At 38.5% G+C, this 16,035-nt stretch carries 15 protein-coding genes; 3 read left to right on the forward strand and 12 right to left on the reverse strand.

Features of this window, described 5'->3' with window-relative positions:
* Positions 1 to 140: 140 nt before the first annotated feature.
* From KKC46_12370 to KKC46_12405, 8 genes are all read right to left on the reverse strand, one after another.
* Complete coding sequence (locus KKC46_12370) at positions 141 to 740, reverse strand: YfiR family protein (GenBank protein MBU1054600.1); 600 nt, start codon at positions 738 to 740, stop codon at positions 141 to 143.
* Between the two features lie 21 nt (positions 741 to 761).
* Complete coding sequence (locus tag KKC46_12375) at positions 762 to 2,861, reverse strand: TonB-dependent receptor (GenBank protein MBU1054601.1); 2,100 nt, start codon at positions 2,859 to 2,861, stop codon at positions 762 to 764.
* A gap of 322 nt (positions 2,862 to 3,183) precedes the next feature.
* Complete coding sequence (gene thiD, locus KKC46_12380) at positions 3,184 to 3,999, reverse strand: bifunctional hydroxymethylpyrimidine kinase/phosphomethylpyrimidine kinase (GenBank protein ID MBU1054602.1); 816 nt, start codon at positions 3,997 to 3,999, stop codon at positions 3,184 to 3,186.
* On the reverse strand, positions 3,996 to 5,606 hold the full coding sequence (gene thiL / locus KKC46_12385) for a thiamine-phosphate kinase (GenBank protein MBU1054603.1): 1,611 nt from the start codon (positions 5,604 to 5,606) through the stop codon (positions 3,996 to 3,998). Before thiL ends, thiD begins: the two co-directional genes overlap by 4 nt.
* Positions 5,607 to 5,609: 3 nt before the next feature.
* Positions 5,610 to 6,155 (reverse strand): HD domain-containing protein, encoded by a 546-nt coding sequence (locus tag KKC46_12390; GenBank protein MBU1054604.1) that lies wholly within the window; start codon positions 6,153 to 6,155, stop codon positions 5,610 to 5,612.
* A gap of 28 nt (positions 6,156 to 6,183) precedes the next feature.
* Positions 6,184 to 7,282, reverse strand: a protein-coding gene (prfB, locus tag KKC46_12395; protein ID MBU1054605.1) for a peptide chain release factor 2 whose coding sequence is annotated in 2 segments (ribosomal slippage) — positions 6,184 to 7,221 and positions 7,223 to 7,282 — 1,098 coding nt in all. Because the reading frame shifts where the segments join, the coding sequence is not laid out codon by codon here.
* A 15-nt stretch (positions 7,283 to 7,297) separates the two neighbouring features.
* Positions 7,298 to 8,860, reverse strand: a complete 1,563-nt coding sequence (gene lnt / locus KKC46_12400) for an apolipoprotein N-acyltransferase (protein ID MBU1054606.1) — start codon at positions 8,858 to 8,860, stop codon at positions 7,298 to 7,300.
* A 10-nt stretch (positions 8,861 to 8,870) separates the two neighbouring features.
* Positions 8,871 to 9,932 carry a FecR family protein gene (locus KKC46_12405; GenBank protein MBU1054607.1) on the reverse strand — a complete coding sequence of 354 codons (1,062 nt, stop codon included), beginning with the start codon at positions 9,930 to 9,932 and terminating at the stop codon, positions 8,871 to 8,873.
* A gap of 238 nt (positions 9,933 to 10,170) precedes the next feature.
* Between KKC46_12405 and KKC46_12410 the strand changes: the two genes are divergently transcribed.
* The 3 genes from KKC46_12410 to tpx are packed head-to-tail and all read left to right on the forward strand — an operon-like array spanning position 10,171 to position 11,874.
* Positions 10,171 to 11,001 carry a hypothetical protein gene (locus tag KKC46_12410; protein ID MBU1054608.1) on the forward strand — a complete coding sequence of 277 codons (831 nt, stop codon included), beginning with the start codon at positions 10,171 to 10,173 and terminating at the stop codon, positions 10,999 to 11,001.
* A 10-nt stretch (positions 11,002 to 11,011) separates the two neighbouring features.
* Entirely contained in the window at positions 11,012 to 11,329 is a 318-nt protein-coding gene (locus tag KKC46_12415) for a YhbY family RNA-binding protein (GenBank protein MBU1054609.1), read from the forward strand.
* Between the two features lie 29 nt (positions 11,330 to 11,358).
* Entirely contained in the window at positions 11,359 to 11,874 is a 516-nt protein-coding gene (gene tpx / locus KKC46_12420; protein MBU1054610.1) for a thiol peroxidase, read from the forward strand.
* Here tpx and KKC46_12425 read toward each other — a convergent pair whose 3' ends face one another.
* The 4 genes from KKC46_12425 to coaE form a co-directional block, all read right to left on the reverse strand.
* A complete protein-coding gene (locus tag KKC46_12425) occupies positions 11,875 to 12,156 on the reverse strand; it encodes a TMEM165/GDT1 family protein (protein ID MBU1054611.1) in 282 nt (93 codons plus the stop codon).
* A gap of 18 nt (positions 12,157 to 12,174) precedes the next feature.
* Positions 12,175 to 14,196: a transketolase gene (gene tkt, locus KKC46_12430; protein MBU1054612.1), complete on the reverse strand. Its 2,022-nt coding sequence runs from the start codon at positions 14,194 to 14,196 to the stop codon at positions 12,175 to 12,177.
* Between the two features lie 172 nt (positions 14,197 to 14,368).
* Positions 14,369 to 15,238 carry a radical SAM protein gene (locus tag KKC46_12435; GenBank protein MBU1054613.1) on the reverse strand — a complete coding sequence of 290 codons (870 nt, stop codon included), beginning with the start codon at positions 15,236 to 15,238 and terminating at the stop codon, positions 14,369 to 14,371.
* A 22-nt stretch (positions 15,239 to 15,260) separates the two neighbouring features.
* On the reverse strand, positions 15,261 to 15,866 hold the full coding sequence (gene coaE, locus KKC46_12440; GenBank protein MBU1054614.1) for a dephospho-CoA kinase: 606 nt from the start codon (positions 15,864 to 15,866) through the stop codon (positions 15,261 to 15,263).
* Between the last annotated feature and the right edge of the window lie 169 nt (positions 15,867 to 16,035).

A 16,035-nucleotide genomic window follows, 5' to 3' on the forward strand; every position in this document is an offset into this window, starting at 1 on the left:
CAGTTTCAAAACGCCCCATTTTGGCCGATCTCTGCGTTGGGCTCAAATTTCAATCCTCGAAATACTAAATGTATTCCTGTGGTTGAAATTTTCGCCCGCCTTGAGCTTGACCAAACTGAAACGTTTTGAAAGTGGCTCTCTCAATTTATAATTCTTCTTGCAAGCGACAAAAGATCAGACCTGATTTTCAGATTAGATTTTTCGGCTGTTTTTAAGTTAATATCAAAACGTATTTTATTTTCTACCCTTACAAATCCTATGTTTCCACCTTCATCCACAAAATTTTTTATATCACTTACAGTAAGTACTTCTTTATTTTTGATGGCATTTAAGATACCGATAAGATTATTTTTCTCTGAAGTGCTTATGAAAACAACCTGACAGTCATTTATCTCTTTAATGTCAGATAATGTTCTGACAGACAGTTTCCTGCCTTTTATGAGTTTTCCCTCAATAGTTAGAAGTTTTTCAATTATGGGATCACGGCCCAGTACGCCTATTACAAACGGTTGGGATGAGGTATCTTTACTTTCTGTGGCAGGCCAGTCGACAAATTTGGCAAAATTATAAATAAATGCCGCCTTTAGTTTGGATTCCGTATTTAAAGATTCCGATGCATAAGTCAATGACGAAGGAATCGATACGGATATCATCAGAATAAGGATTACCCAGAGGATATATTTTGTAACCTTATTAGCTGTAAATACCTTATAATATTTGTTTTGATTATGTATAATCATTTAATTATAATATGTATGCTGTTAAAAATGCCATGTAACCTTAAAATAAATTGTACGTTCCACCTCGGTAGAAACTAAATTCAGAACTGAGTCATTAAACTCCTTGTGCTGGTTGTCAAAAATATTTTGTCCAGCAAGAGATAATTCAAGATTTTGAGTGGGCTTCCACCCTAAGCGGGCATCCATCATGCAATATCCATCAATATTTATAACCGGCAGATCGTCAATATAACGAAGCCACAGGTCAAGCTCCAGATTCATGGGAAGATCCATATTTGATCTTAAGGATATCTGATGCCTTGGTGCCGCCTTATCAAGTGATTCAATAGAAAAGTTACTTGGAGATTTTGTAATGTTAATATGCAAAAAGGAATAAGCCGGTTTGATCTTCCACCATGCAATTGGTTGCCATTCTCCATATACTTCTATGCCATAAGTATGTCCATGAGCATCGTTGCCAAGCGATATGGGCGCTACAAGATGAGGCGGAAGAGGATCAGATTCAAAAAATACAGCCGTATAATCCGCATCGGTTGATCTAAGATCATTATATATATTATAGAAAGCTGTGATATCCATTGAAATTGAGTCACTTATCTGATTCCGGTAGCCTATTTCATAGGCATATAGTATCTCGGGTTTGAGTTTATCATTGGGGATATTTGATATAAGTATGGGGAGCCCTGATGAGTTTGGAGGAATACCTGGAGGTAGTACAAAAAAATCAACCCGCGCATTTCTTTCACCTCTTGAAGGTGTTCTCACTGCCCTTGAAAATGCCGCCCATATTGAGTTTTGTTTATCAGGTGTCCATAGTGCACGTATATTGGGCTGGAATTCAAAACCTATATAGTCTTTGTATTCAAACTTGGCACCAATAGTTAACCTCATAGAATCTTCAAATATTTTTATATCATCCTGTACAAACGCACTGAAAAGATCATCGGTGCGACTTTTCTGATCAATATGTACAGAGTAGGAAGGCTTTATCTTATCGTTTGTAAGCCGGTACCCGAGCCCCCATATAATTTCATGGTCTTTTAATGGGGAAAACCGGTGTTGAAAATCCAGATCATATGTATTTCTTGTTTCGCCGATTATAGACAGACTTTGTTTTGTTCTGTCATAATATAACTGAAGAATCATGTCCGATGTATTCGATAAAATACGTTGCCATCTTGTAAGAAAGTTTATGCCTTCATTGTTATTATCTTCTACTAGAGCTGTTGAATAGGGTGGTGTCAAACTTGGGACAGTTGTTGCCGCGCCACTATCCGCACTGGAATTATTTGCCTGAAACATAACGGAATCAGTTTCTGTTGGATTCCAATCCGTTCGAAATCCTAAAGTATAAATATCCCAGTCATCCGCTGCATCATGTCCCGATGAATATTTGGATTCATCCCTGTCGGCATATTTGCCAAAGATGCGGTAGTATGCATTTTTACCAAGCGTATCGCCGAAACGAAAACTACCAAACCCTCTTTCCTCTTTTCCGGCTCCCACGCTTATAAGCCCGCCAGTTGTATCTTTAGTGTTTTTGGTGATGATATTTATAACTCCGTTTACTGCATTTGCGCCCCATAAAGCTGCGCCGGGCCCTCGTATTACTTCTATTCTGTCAATATCTTCAAGAAGGGTATCCTGGATATCCCAGAAAACAGTAGTGTAAAGAGGGGAGTAAAGCGTTCGTCCATCCATAAGCACAAGCAGCTTATTGGAAACGCGACTGTTAAATCCGCGAGATGATATGGCCCACTTGTTTGCGTCTATTCGGGCAACCTGCAATCCGGGAACCATGCGCAGGGCTTCGGGAATACTGGTCACGCCGGAGCGTCTGATATCTTCCTGTGTGATTACAAAAGCGGCAGCGGCTGTATTTGCAATTGTCTGACTTTTTCTGGAAGCTGTGGTAATTTCAATTTCAATTTCCATTAGTTCCCTGATACTTAGCTCTGTCAGGTCAGCGGTGGATATTGATTCGGCATTGCATATACTTACCCATGCCACGCCAGGCAGGAAAGTTAAAGAAATAAATAGTAATACCCCGATTAATTTAATAATTAAGGAGATATTTACATATTTTGAAATATTATTTATAATAAGGCTGTTATTTTGCATATCCCATACTTTTTTTCTTCCAAACAAAAACAAACAAACTAATTCATATTAAGACGTAAAATGCCAGTTTTTATCATAGCGATCATAGCCTATATCCAGTTAATTAAATAAGTTATTGGTGTCAGATCAAGCTCGGCATGACGGGATGGATTTTTTACGGCACTATCAATTGAGATCTATTTATAAATAGAGGTGATGAGCACATAATGTGCCAACAATATTATTTGTTATAAGCAATTAAAATATAAAATAAAATTAGTTTAAATTTGCATATACAATATAATTTTCATTTGTTCTTGGCATAAAGCTTAGGATAAAAGTGTCATCTGGTTGACGCTTTAGCGGGGAAATTTGACGTAAAATTGAAAAAGTGACCTACCGGGCCATGACCATGCCCGATATTTATTGAATGTTGTATAGCTTTGGTTATGTATATTTTTGCATCTGAAACAGCTTCTTTAAAGCCCATGCCTTTAGCAATGTTTGATGCTATTGCCGAAGAAAAGGTGCAGCCGGTTCCGTGAGTATTTTTTGTTTCTATCCGCCTGGAAGTTAATTCCGTATAGGTGTTTCCATCAAATAGTATATCTGTTGCCTGTTCTTTTTCAAGATGCCCGCCTTTAACAACTACTTTTTTTGCACCGGAATTTAGTATTTTTGCTGCTGCATTTTTCATATCTTCTACTGTTGATATTTTACTTTTTGTAAGAGCTTGGGCTTCAAAAATATTTGGAGTTACTACTTCTGCAAGTGGGAATAAATTTTTTACAAGAGCATTTGCGGCATCGGTGTTTAAAAGACTGTATCCGCTTTTTGAAATCATAACAGGATCAAGAACAATTGCTAAAGCTTTAACTTTTTTTAATGCGGCAGCGATTGTTTCGATAAGTTCTATGCTTGAAACCATTCCGATTTTAACTGCATCAATATGTATATCATCAAAAAGATATATAATCTGGTCATATACTATATTGGGGTTTATCTCCTGCACGCTATAAACTTTTAGAGTATTTTGCACTGTTACGGCAGTTATCACGCTTGTGCCGTAAACTCCATGAGCAGAAAAAGTTTTAAGATCGGCCTGTATTCCTGCACCACCACAAGGGTCTGAGCCTGCTATTGTTAAGGCTGTATTCATGATTTTCTCCCATGCTGGAATGAGCCAGTTTTAAAAGGGCTTAGAATATGCTTTCCATTAAATAAAAGACAAGTTCCCACCTGAAAAGAAGTATTAAGTTTATCTGCTATTGATTTGTAGATATCAGGATGACAAGCAAAAAGAAGTTCGTAATCTTCTCCGCCGTTTGCTATTAATTCTTTCGGGTTCTTTTCATATTTTTGGCAATAGGATAAAAGAGAAGAAGAAACAGGGCATGATTTAAGATCAAGTTCTATTGTTACACCCGATGCTTTTGCAATATGACCGGCATCACCGGAAAGCCCGTCGCTTATATCCATAACACAGTCGATTTTTGCCTCTGCAAGAATTTGAGCTGCATCAAATCTAACTTTAGGAAACTTGAATTTTGAAACAAGATCGGAAAAAGCCGGGTCGTTATTTTTTAATAATTCAAGTCCGGCACTGGCAAGGCCTAAAGGGCCGGTGCAGTAAAGTCCGTATCCCGGTTTAGCATTTGAACGTTTAGGGAAAATATCAACACTTGCCTCACCTACTGCAAAAAGATCAAGAGCAAGTTCGCTTCCCGACGAAACATTTCCTCCAGCAAGGGCGCAATCATATTTATTCAAAGTGTTAAGCGCACCTTTATATATTTCTTCTATCATGCTGCCCGAAACATAAGCGGGAAGACAAAGATTGATGAAAAGTGATACAGGCCTTGCATAACTTGCTGCAAGATCGCTTAACGTAACTTCAACTGCTTTGATTCCGATTTCTTCCGGAGTCTGCCAGTTTAGACTGAAATGTACCCCTTCTCTTTGCGTATCAGTAGTAATTACAGGATTTGAAAGAGAAGTTAAAAGACATGCATCATCACCGGGGGAAACTAACATTTTTGAATTTACCGGTATGGCTTTTATAAGTTTTTCAATAAGCCCAAATTCACCAGGCTCTGATTCTGTACTCCATGGGCTTTCAATAAAGGAGCGCGGAGAAGAAGAGCAGGCTGCTCCAAGTTTTAAAGCGTTTTGCATAGGATCAAAAGCTCTTGAAACAGAGCTGATAACAGCAACACCTGCAGCCCCGTTATCAAAACAAGAGGGGGCTGAAAAATCATCTATTCCTCCAATTGCTACAACGGGAACAGGCGATTGTTCTGTTACGGATTTTAGACCTGAAAGCCCGGTAGCCTTTTTTGCGTCTTTTTTAGTACTTGTGGCAAAAACAGGCCCGGTTCCTATATAATCGCACTCCGATAGATTGGTTTTATAAAGTTCGTACGTGTTTGAAACTGATATCCCGATAATAGCATTTGAACCGAGAATTCTTCTTGCAGCAGGAGCAGGTTCATCATTCTGGCCAAGGTGGACTCCGTCTGCTTTTAAAAGTTTTGCAAGAAGTATATTGTCATTTACGATAAAGAAAACACAGTTGCATCTGCAAATATCTCTTATTGCTTTTGCTTCGTCATAATAAACGGAAGAAAAAAATTTATTCCTGTACTGGATAATACCGGCTCCTGCTCTTATTGCGATATGTGTCTGTTCCAATGGATTAAGCGTTGGAGACGAATCGTCTGTAATAAAATAAAAGCGAAGAGCTTTTTTAAGATGTTCACAAAACATATATTATCCGAACATTTCCAACCATGATTTGAATTTTTCCGAGTAACCTGTTCCACCGTATGATTCAAGCTGATCAATTATCTTGTCGGTGGGATTTTTTATGACAATTTGTTCCCAATTTTTTGTGAAAAACTTGTCGGCAAAAGATACGATCTGTTCCTCGATTGATAAAGGAATCATATCGCGCGCAGGAAGCAAAAGTCCGTTTTTTGCAATTTCTTCTTTTGACATTCCAACTCCCATATGCCTGTCACAGACAAGAGCGTGCCTGAAAAGACCGATATTTTCAAGAATCATGCGGCCAAGATCACCGTGCTGTATATAAGGGTGTTTGCCGAAGCAGCCAAGGTTTGGCGCATCCGTTTTAATAATTCCTATGTCATGTAAAAGAGCCGCTTCTTTTATAAAATCCAGATCCGGTTTAAGATGTGGTACTTTAGATGCTGCATCAAGGGCTTTCTGTAATACATGTTCATTATGTTGCATAAGAATATAAAACAATCTCGAATCAGGATCGTAATAATTACTGATTATGTCTATCGGGTTAATTAAGGTTTTTTGTAGCATTTAAATCCGTTTATGTTTTCCGGGAAAGAAGAACACCTTCTATAAAAGGATCAATTGCCCCGTCAAGAACAGCGGCTGTATTTCCTGTTTCAAGATTTGTTCTGTGATCTTTTATCAACTGATAAGGATGAAGTACATATGATCTGATCTGGCTTCCCCATGCAATTTCTTCTTTACTGTCATGGATCTCTTGCATCTTATCATCCTGTTTCTGTTTTTCAAGCTGGTACAGGCGCGATTTTAAAACGCTCATTGCCATATCCTTGTTTTTATGCTGAGATCTTTCCTGCTGGCATTGAACAACTATGCCAGTTGGCATATGGGTTATTCGGATAGCACTGCTTGTTTTATTGACATGCTGACCGCCGGCACCGCTTGCCCTGAATATATCTATCCGTATGTCTTTTTCGTCGATATCAATTTCTATGTCATTGTCAAGTTCCGGATATACAAAAACTGAAGCAAAAGAAGTATGTCTCTTTCCGTTTGCATTATAAGGAGAAATTCTGACAAGTCTGTGTACGCCTTTTTCCGTTTTAAGGTATCCGTAAGCATATTCTCCTTCAACAGTGAAGGTTACGCTTTTTATTCCGGCTTCATCGCCCGGCTGAAAATCTATAAGGTTAAACTTGAAATCTTTTTGTTCAACCCATCTTGTATACATTCTAAAGAGTTTTTCAGCCCAGTCCTGAGCTTCGGTTCCGCCTGCACCGGCATTTATGGAAACAATGGCGTTATTCGGGTCGTCTTCACCGTCTAACATGAGGGTAAGGGATAAATCTTTTATTTTTGCCTTAAGAGTTCGGATCAGGCCGGAAACTTCTTCAATGGTTTTGGAATCGGACTCTTCTATTGCGAGATTATGAAGTATTTCACTTTCTTCCAAATCTTTGACAAGGCTTTTAAAACTTTCCACCTTACCGGAAAGAAGTCTTCTTTCCTTAAGAAGGGGGGTTGCCTTATCATGATTTTCCCAGAAATTATCTTTTGATATTAAAAATTCTATTTCGTTTAATCTTTTTTCCTTGTTATCTAAGTCAAAGATAGTACTTTAATTCTTCTAATTTCAGACTGATATCCTTTAAGCTTTGTTTAATTTCATAAGACATTTTATTTTCTCCTATCTATTGGTTTCGATGCTGTTTATTCTTTAATAATATTATCATAAAAAATGATATTACTATTGCCACACAGGCAAATGCAAATAAATCTCCGTAATTCGTGTAAAAAGTTTTTCCGGTTAATACAGGAACGGTTTTTGTCATGGCGTCATCTTCAAAAAGATTGGTAGAATCAATTATTCTGCCCACAGGGTCAATAAATCCGCTTATTCCGGTATTAGCCGCCCTTGCTAATGAGCGCCTGTTTTCAACGGCTCTGAACACAGCCATTGAAAAATGCTGATATGGCGCACTTGTTGTTCCGTACCATGCGTCATTTGTAATATTTACAAGCAACCCTGCTCCGTTTTTTACTTGTTCCCTTGCAAGATAAGGAAAAATAAGCTCATAACATATAAGCACGCCGAGGTTATTACCGTTTAAACTTACTGTGCTTCCTTTTTTGCCTGAACAAAAATCGCCCACATTTTCTACAATTTTTCCTATAAAGGGAAGCCATTTTTTTAAAGGCACATATTCACCAAACGGTACAAGGTGTGACTTGTTATATTTGCCGGTTACATTTCCATCAGGACCAAGTAGGTACGCAGTATTATAATATTCAATTTTGTCCGTTTTTCTGATAAAAGAGGGACTACCTATCAAAAAATTGGTTTTTGTTTCAGAAACAACATCTTGCACAATTTTCGTCAAACCCGTATCGTAAATAAAGTAAAAAGGAGCTGCTGTTTCGGGCCATACAACAAGATCGGGTTTATCGGACTTAACAGAGCTGGATAAATTTTTATATTTTTTTATAGTTGATAGCTGAAATGCTGGGTCCCATTTTTCAGTTTGCTTTATATTACCCTGTATTACAGATACCCTGATTTTTTCAGAATCCGATGCGATTTTATCAATTTCATTTATCCGCTCTTTTCCATAATACCAGCATCCAGCGAAAACAAATATAAATACAAGCATTGATATTGCAACATCTTTTAAAGATATCCTTTGTTCCTGCCATTTTATTTTAGCCAGAAACAGAAACAGAACAAAAACCGCTGTATTGGATAAGGTTATCAGGAAAGACACTCCATATGATCCTAATATATCTGCAACCTGTATAATGTGCAATGACTTATATTGTGAATATGCGATAAGTTCCCAGGGAAAACCCGTAAAAAGATTGGATCTGATGTATTCAATGCAAACCCATAAAGCAGGGATTAAAATAAAAAGGTAAGCCGGTTTGTTAATCAACTTTGTTGCCAATCCTGAAAACAAAGCTATGTAAAGGGAAAGGTATAAAGAAAAAATAAAAAGTATTGGAAGGCAAAGGTATGGGGGAAGATGTCCGTATGTTCCCATTGTATACGAAAGCCAGTAAAGCAGCGTGATATAATGCACCAGGCCGGTTAACAGTCCCAGCTTAAAGCTTTGCTTAAATCCAAGATTGTTTATTGCTGCAAGAAGGGGAACAAGAGCAAGCCAGGCAAGCCATGATAAATCTATCCTGGGGAAAGAAGCAGTAAGGAGTATGCCGCTTATTACAGTAAGTATAATTTTAATGCCGGATTTGTTCAAGCGGTTATTCTTATTCAATTATGACTGAACTTGTGTTTGCTTCTGCATCGGTTCCTGCGGCGATATTAGTAACATTTGTTCCCTTGCTTTTATTCACTATTGCGCCTTTTACATCTGAATTTTCAACTGTTACCGAACCAAGATTTGCTTTGCTGTCTTTTCCTATAGCAATATTTGTCATATTTGAACCTGATGCGTCATTGATTATCGCACCTTTGATATTGGAGCCTTTTATTTTTACAGTGCCAAGGTTAGCTTCGCTTCCTTTTCCTATAGCAATGTTTGTCAGACCTTTTCCTGAAAGGTTGTTAATAATAGCACTTCCTTCGGATATGTTGGAACCTGGTGATGGCTGAAATTCCTTCAAAATTTGGTCAATTTCTTCTGCCGGAATTTTTTCGACCGAAGATGGCAGGGCATCTTTTTCAACAGATACCTTCTCGAAATCGGAAAGAAAGGTGATTTTATACGGAGACTTTGTGCTTGTAACTTCAAGGCTTGTTTTTGCCAGGGCCGCTATTTCTGTAGAAACGGGAGATGCTGTAATAACAAAATCAGAACCCCGCACCCCGGCTATAGCTGTTGCTGTCCTGACTTTAAAAGCAGACAGTCTGAATTTTACAAGTTTTGTAACGAGAAAACGAGCTTTTCCAAGATACATATTTATCAATGAGGATCTTATCTTCTTTTGATGGTCATAAACATTTTCAGATAATTCCATATCTGTTTTAGGAGAAAGAATCAAAGTGCTTCCATCGTTTAAAGCGATTTCAATACGCCCTGTATCCTGCGTGATAAGCCTGTCTCCGGAAAAAAGGGGGAGATTTTTTTTGGCTTTGTATCCGCATCTTTTATCGGAATGAATTATAATAACATTGGGTTTTACATAAAGCACCTTTCCGATTGAAGGCCCTGGAGCAGGGATAAATTTATCTTTAATAATAATTTTATTCTGAGGGATGCTTTCAGCGTATAAAAATTTCGGGCAGAAAACACTGCATAATATTGATAGTGCTATTATATATAAAAAGCTGTATTTGACAGTTTTTGAAAATGGATTCGTTTTAGGCATGATCCTTCTCCAGCAAATATTATTTAAGAGAATGAAGCATAACAATTAGTTGGGCTACAATTTTAATGCATATTACCATGAGTTCTTTTTATGTCAAGGTTAAGTTGAGAACAAAAAACATCCTTGAAGCAGCCGTGTCTTTAATCTATAGTTGCCATATACCTTTAAAAAAGAGATAATTCAATTAAAACCGCAGTTGTGTTTTCAAGATGTGCAAAAAGATTTCGAAAGGATTTATATGAAAACAATATCCTTTTTAAAAATCGTAATATTATGGTTTTTTAGTTACTGCGTATGCTTTGCAGATACGGTTGAAATAATACAGATTCATTATCGCAGTGCAGATGATGCTCTTATGATAGTTGAAAATCTGCTTACGCAAGATGGTTTAGTAACTATGGATCAGCGGACAAATTCTCTTGTTGTAAAAGACAGCGAGGAATCGGTTGCAAGAATTCTTCAGGTAATGAAAAAATTTGACAAAGCAATTGAGCAGGCGAAAATAACTATAAGATTTAATGAAAATGAAATCGATGAAAACAGGGCTGTTGCAGTAAAAGGTGGTGTGCATGGGAAAAACTGGAAAATCTCTTCAGGCCAAAAATCTGATGGGGTGGATGTTCGTTTAAAAGATAGTAACAAAAGAAAAAGCACCGGCAGGCAATATTTCGTAAGAACTGCTTCGGGAAGTCCGGCTTATATTGTAACCGGCCAAAGGGTTCCTTACCGTGAAAGATGGGTAAACCTTAACAAAAGGCACCCTGTTGCAATGGACACGGTTGTTTATGAAAATGTTGAAACCGGTTTTGAAATAACCCCGATAATAAGAGGTGATCGGGCCTATGTAAAAATTGTTCCGAGAATATCAGATGCTGATCATCATAGAGGCAAACATGGAGGCATAATCAGATATAGCGAGGCAGCCACTTCTTTGGATATGCCTTTGGGCAAGTGGGTTACAGTAGGTGGTGCAGACAAAAAACAAAATGAAGTATTGCAAACTTTTTTTGCAAGTGGCGGAAATGATAAAGAATCAAATTTTACAATTTCCATAAAAGTAGAGAAATGAAAGGATGCTTTTGAAAAAACTAAAAGGATACCAGAAAAAATATTTAAGAGGCCTTGCACACAAGCTTAAGCCGTATGTTTTTGTAGGTCAAAAGGGATTAACGGAATCTTTGGTAAAATCGGTTTCCGATGCTCTTGAAGTACACGAACTTATAAAAGTTAAGTTTCTTGATTTTAAAGAAAAGGCTATGAAAGAGGAAATATCGTCTGAAATCGAAAAAATGGCTGAATGCGAACTTGCAGGTATTATTGGGCATATTGCAACGTTTTACAGGCAGAATAAAGATCCGGAAAAGAGAGTAATTATAATTCCTATGAAAGAAGATTAAATACTCACCATATAAGCAAGGAGGCCAAAATGCAGGAAAGAACCGGATTGGTAACAATGAAGAAAAATCCATTGACTCTTGTTGGTGCAAGTTTGAAAGTCGGAGATAAAGCGCCGGATTTTGAAGTGACCGATAATGACATGAAAGCTAAAGGATTATCATCTTTTTCAGGAAAGGTTTGTATTATCTCATCAGTTCCTTCTCTTGATACTCCCGTTTGCGATATGGAAACCAGGCGGTTTAATACTGAAGCCGCCAAACTTAGCAATGATGTTGTAATTTTAACAATAAGCATGGATCTTCCGTTTGCCCAGAAACGTTGGATCGGGGTTGCCGAAGTGGACAAGGTTATTACTCTTTCTGATCATATGAATGCTTCTTTTGGTCAAGCATACGGTGTTTTGATAAAAGAGATGAGGCTGCTTGCAAGGGCTGTTTTTGTAGTAGATAAACAGGGGATTATTCGCTATATTCAGCTTGTAAAAGAAATTGCAGATGAGCCCGATTACGCTGCCGTTATCAAAGCCGTAACCGAACTCATATGATCATGTAACTTTTACCACGCTATAAATAGTCCATGCACCTACCACGATAAAAAAAACACCCGCTGCTATTTTAATGTAGTTTACAGGGATTAACCTGCTTATAGCGGTTCCGCATAGAACCGCTATAAGTGAACTTAAAACAAGAGCGCCGGCAGAACCTAAAAATACGGAAAGCTTTGAATTATTTTCAGCGCTTAGACAAAATGTTGCAAGCTGTGTTTTGTCTCCAAGTTCCGCAAGAAACACCATCATAAAGGTGGTTGCCAATATCTTGTAATCCATAAACATAAAGATATATCCTTATTTTAGTATTTTCTCAGCTCTTTGTACTATATTGTCTGTAGTGAAACCATAATTTTTCATCAGTGTGCCGCCAGGCGCTGAAGCTCCGTATCCGGTAATCCCTATTATTTCTCCCTTATCTCCGGCATAACGCTCCCATCCCATGGTAATTCCAGCTTCAACCACAATTCGATTCGAAATATCCTGTGGAAGAACTTTTTCTTTATATTCTTCGCTCGCTTTTTCAAAAAGCTCTGTGCTTGGCATGCTTATTACTCTAGCAGAAATTCCTTTTTGCTCAAGGGTTTTTGCCGCTTCAATTGCTATATGAACTTCAGAGCCTGTAGCAATAAGTATTATTGCCGGCGTTTGCATTGAGTCGTAAATAACATATGCGCCGTTTTCAAGAAGGCTTTCGGAATTGGATTCAGTTCTTTCTATTATAGGAAGATTCTGGCGGCTAAGAATGAGTGCAACCGGTCCTTGTGTGTTTTTAATTGCAAAGCGCCAGGCTTCTTTTGTTTCATTGGCATCGCAGGGTCTGATAACCGTTAATCCCGAAATGGCGCGTAAGCTTGCAGTATGTTCGACAGGTTGATGCGTTGGGCCGTCTTCTCCAACAGCTATGCTGTCGTGTGTAAATACATATATTACCGGTATTTTCATCAAAGCTGCAAGGCGAATTGATGGGCGCATATAATCGGAAAATACGAGAAAGGTTCCGCCAAAAGGCTTTATTCCTCCGTGAAGAGCCAAACCGGATAGTATAGCGCCCATAGCATGTTCTCTAACCCCGAAACGAATATTACGGCCATTATAGCTGCCTTTTTGAAAATCAAATGATTCTTTTATAATAGTATTGTTTGAAGGGGCCAGGTCGGCTGATCCTCCTATAAGATTAGTTACTTTCTGGGCAATTGCGTTTAAGACCTTGCCTGATGCCGATCTGGTAGCAATTGCCTTATCCGTACTTGAAAAAGAAGGAAGTCCGCTCTCCCAGCCTTCGGGTAAATTGCCGTTTATCGCATCTTTTAATCCGGCTGCAAGATCAGGAGAATCATTTTCATATGATTTGAATTGTCTTTGCCATTTTTTCTCGGCTTTTTTACCTTTATCAATACATTTGCGGCAAAACTCAAGTGCCTGATCAGTTACGCAAAAAGGGGTATCATCGGGACAACCCAGGTTTTTCTTGGTAAGCTTGATTTCTTCTTCGCCCAAAGGTGCTCCATGAGCATCGGGAGTATCCTGCTTGTTTGGGCTACCATAAGCTATGTGGGTACGCAGCATTATTAAAGAAGGTTTATTCTTTTCGGCTTTTGCTTTTTTAAGAGCTTTTAAGATTGCATCAACATCATTTCCGTCTTCAACTTTTTGTACATGCCAGTTATAGGCTTTGAATCTTGCGCCTACATCTTCGGTGAATGCGATAGCTGTTGTTCCTTCTATCGATATCTTATTGTCATCATAAATGCATATGAGTTTTGAGAGGCCGAGATGTCCTGCAAGAGAAGCGGCTTCTGAAGTGATTCCTTCCATAAGGTCTCCATCGCCGCAAACCACAAATGTGTGGTGATCTATAATTTCACTCTCCTGGGTGTTATAACAGGCTGCAGTGTGTCTTTCTGCCATTGCCATACCAACTGCATTGGCAAATCCCTGGCCCAGAGGTCCTGTGGTTGTCTCAACACCGGATGTATGCCCGTATTCCGGGTGCCCGGGAGTTTTACTTTGCCATTGCCTGAAATTTTTAATGTCATCGAGTGAAAGGTCATAGCCTGTCAGATACAACATGCTGTAAAGAAGCATGGATGCATGCCCGCCGGAAAGTATAAACCTGTCTCTGTTGAACCATGCAGGATTTGCCGGATTATGTTTTAATATGCGAGTCCAGAGCGTATAAGCTAAAGGCGCAAGGCCCATAGGAGCGCCAGGATGCCCGGAATTGGCCTTCTGAATTGCATCCATTGCAAGTGCCCGTATAGTGTTTATACAAAGTTGATCTATATTCTTTTGGTTTTCAGGCGTATCATTACCCATGGTTTTTCTCCTTATTCAACTTTTTTGCAAATCCATCATATTTTTTAAAGTCGATTTATATTATTTTGATGGAATTTGTTATACCTGTTTTAAAACATACGCAAGGATTTATTGAAGTCTGATAAAATCAATTTAATTGTCAGGAAGTTAGCAGCCATCCGGTATATTTTTTTTACATTGCCCTAAGATATTCAGGTCTTAATGAAATTTTGCCGGAAAGGGCCTTATCGATCTGAGCTAATGTAGACTCCTTGTCTCTTGGCAACCTTGCTCGTATCGACAGATAGTTTGAAGCATGATTGGCATGGAACTGGCCTTTTGAAACATTTGTGGCCTCTATCATTGCCCGCAGTTCTTTTAACATTTCAAGCGGAGTAATAAGCTCAAATTTACCGGATTCATAATCGTCGTGCAAAGGGGTTCCGGGTATCAGCATAAGACTCAGTGCTCCCATATATTCAGGGCTGATTGCAGAAAGCACTCTTCCGGTTTCTTTTGCGTGAATAATAGAACGCTCTCTTCCAGCTATTCCCAGAAGAACGGTAATTGAAAGTTTAAATCCGGCCTCTTTGGCTTTTTTGCCCATTTCTATCATATGTTCTGAAGAGGCACCCTTTTTAATATTTTCCAGAGTAACATCATCACCTGATTCAAGCCCCATATATAAAATGCCTAAACCAAGAGCTTTGAGTTCCTTAAGCTGATCAGGGGTTTTTGAATTAAGGCTTTTGGCATTGGCATATGAGCCGACCCTTACAACCCAGGGGAGCTGCTTTTTTATTTCGGTAAGGATTTTAACAAGTCTTTTCTGAGGTATTATAAGAACATCCCCATCGCATAAAAAAACACGCAGCTGGCGTTTACAGTATTTTGCCGCAAACGCTATATCCTCCATAATAATGGAATCGGGTTTTATTTTAAAACGCTCTCCCGTATAAGTGCCGCAAAAAGTGCATTTATTTCTGGAGCATCCCACCGTAACCTGAATCAGAATACTGTTTGCCTCGCTTGGCGGCCTTATAATATTTCCTTCATAATTCATATGCTATTTTCTCCTGAGTCTTTTATTTTTTATCTTTCAGGTAATTAAATACTTCCATTGCTTTTTGCTTTGTAACCCCAATGCTTTTGCTGTTATCAATTACTATGGTGGCATGCTGTTTCTTTTCTTCAATCGGCATCTGAGAACGAATCTTATACATTGCATCTGTTTCGGAAATTGAGTCTCTTTCCATAAGCCTTTTTAATTGGATTTTTTCAGGTATATAAACAAGGATCACATCTTCAAAACTTTTATACGTTCCTGACTCGACAAGAAGTGGAATATCAAGGATTGCTACCGAATCAGGAGATGATCGCCTGATTTCTTCCACCATTTCAAACATTTTTTTTGAAACATATGGATGCACAATTTTATTCAAGACCTCTTTTTTGCTATGGTCCTTGAAAATAATGTCGCCAAGATAAGTTCTGTTTATTTCCCCATCGGCAAGAAGTACTTCTTTGCCAAACGTTTTAACTATTTCATGCCAGGCCGGACTGTTTTTTATAACGGCTTCTTTTGCAATAATATCCGCATCTATGATTATTGCGCCTGCTTCTTTTAAAAAAGAGGATACTGTGCTTTTGCCTGTTGCTATCCCGCCTGTTAGTCCGGCTGTAATCAAAATGTGGCTCTCCTGTTTAAAAAATGTTAGGCGAGCCAGTTTCAAAACGCCCCATTTTGGCCGATCTCTGCGTTGGGCTCAAATTTCAATCCTCGAAATACTCAATGTATTCCTGTGGTTGAAATTTTCGCCCGCCTTGAGCTTGACCAAACTGAAACGTTTTGAAAGTGGC

Source organism: Pseudomonadota bacterium, from assembly GCA_018817425.1.
In the GTDB taxonomy this organism is placed as follows: Bacteria; Desulfobacterota; Desulfobacteria; order Desulfobacterales; family RPRI01; genus RPRI01.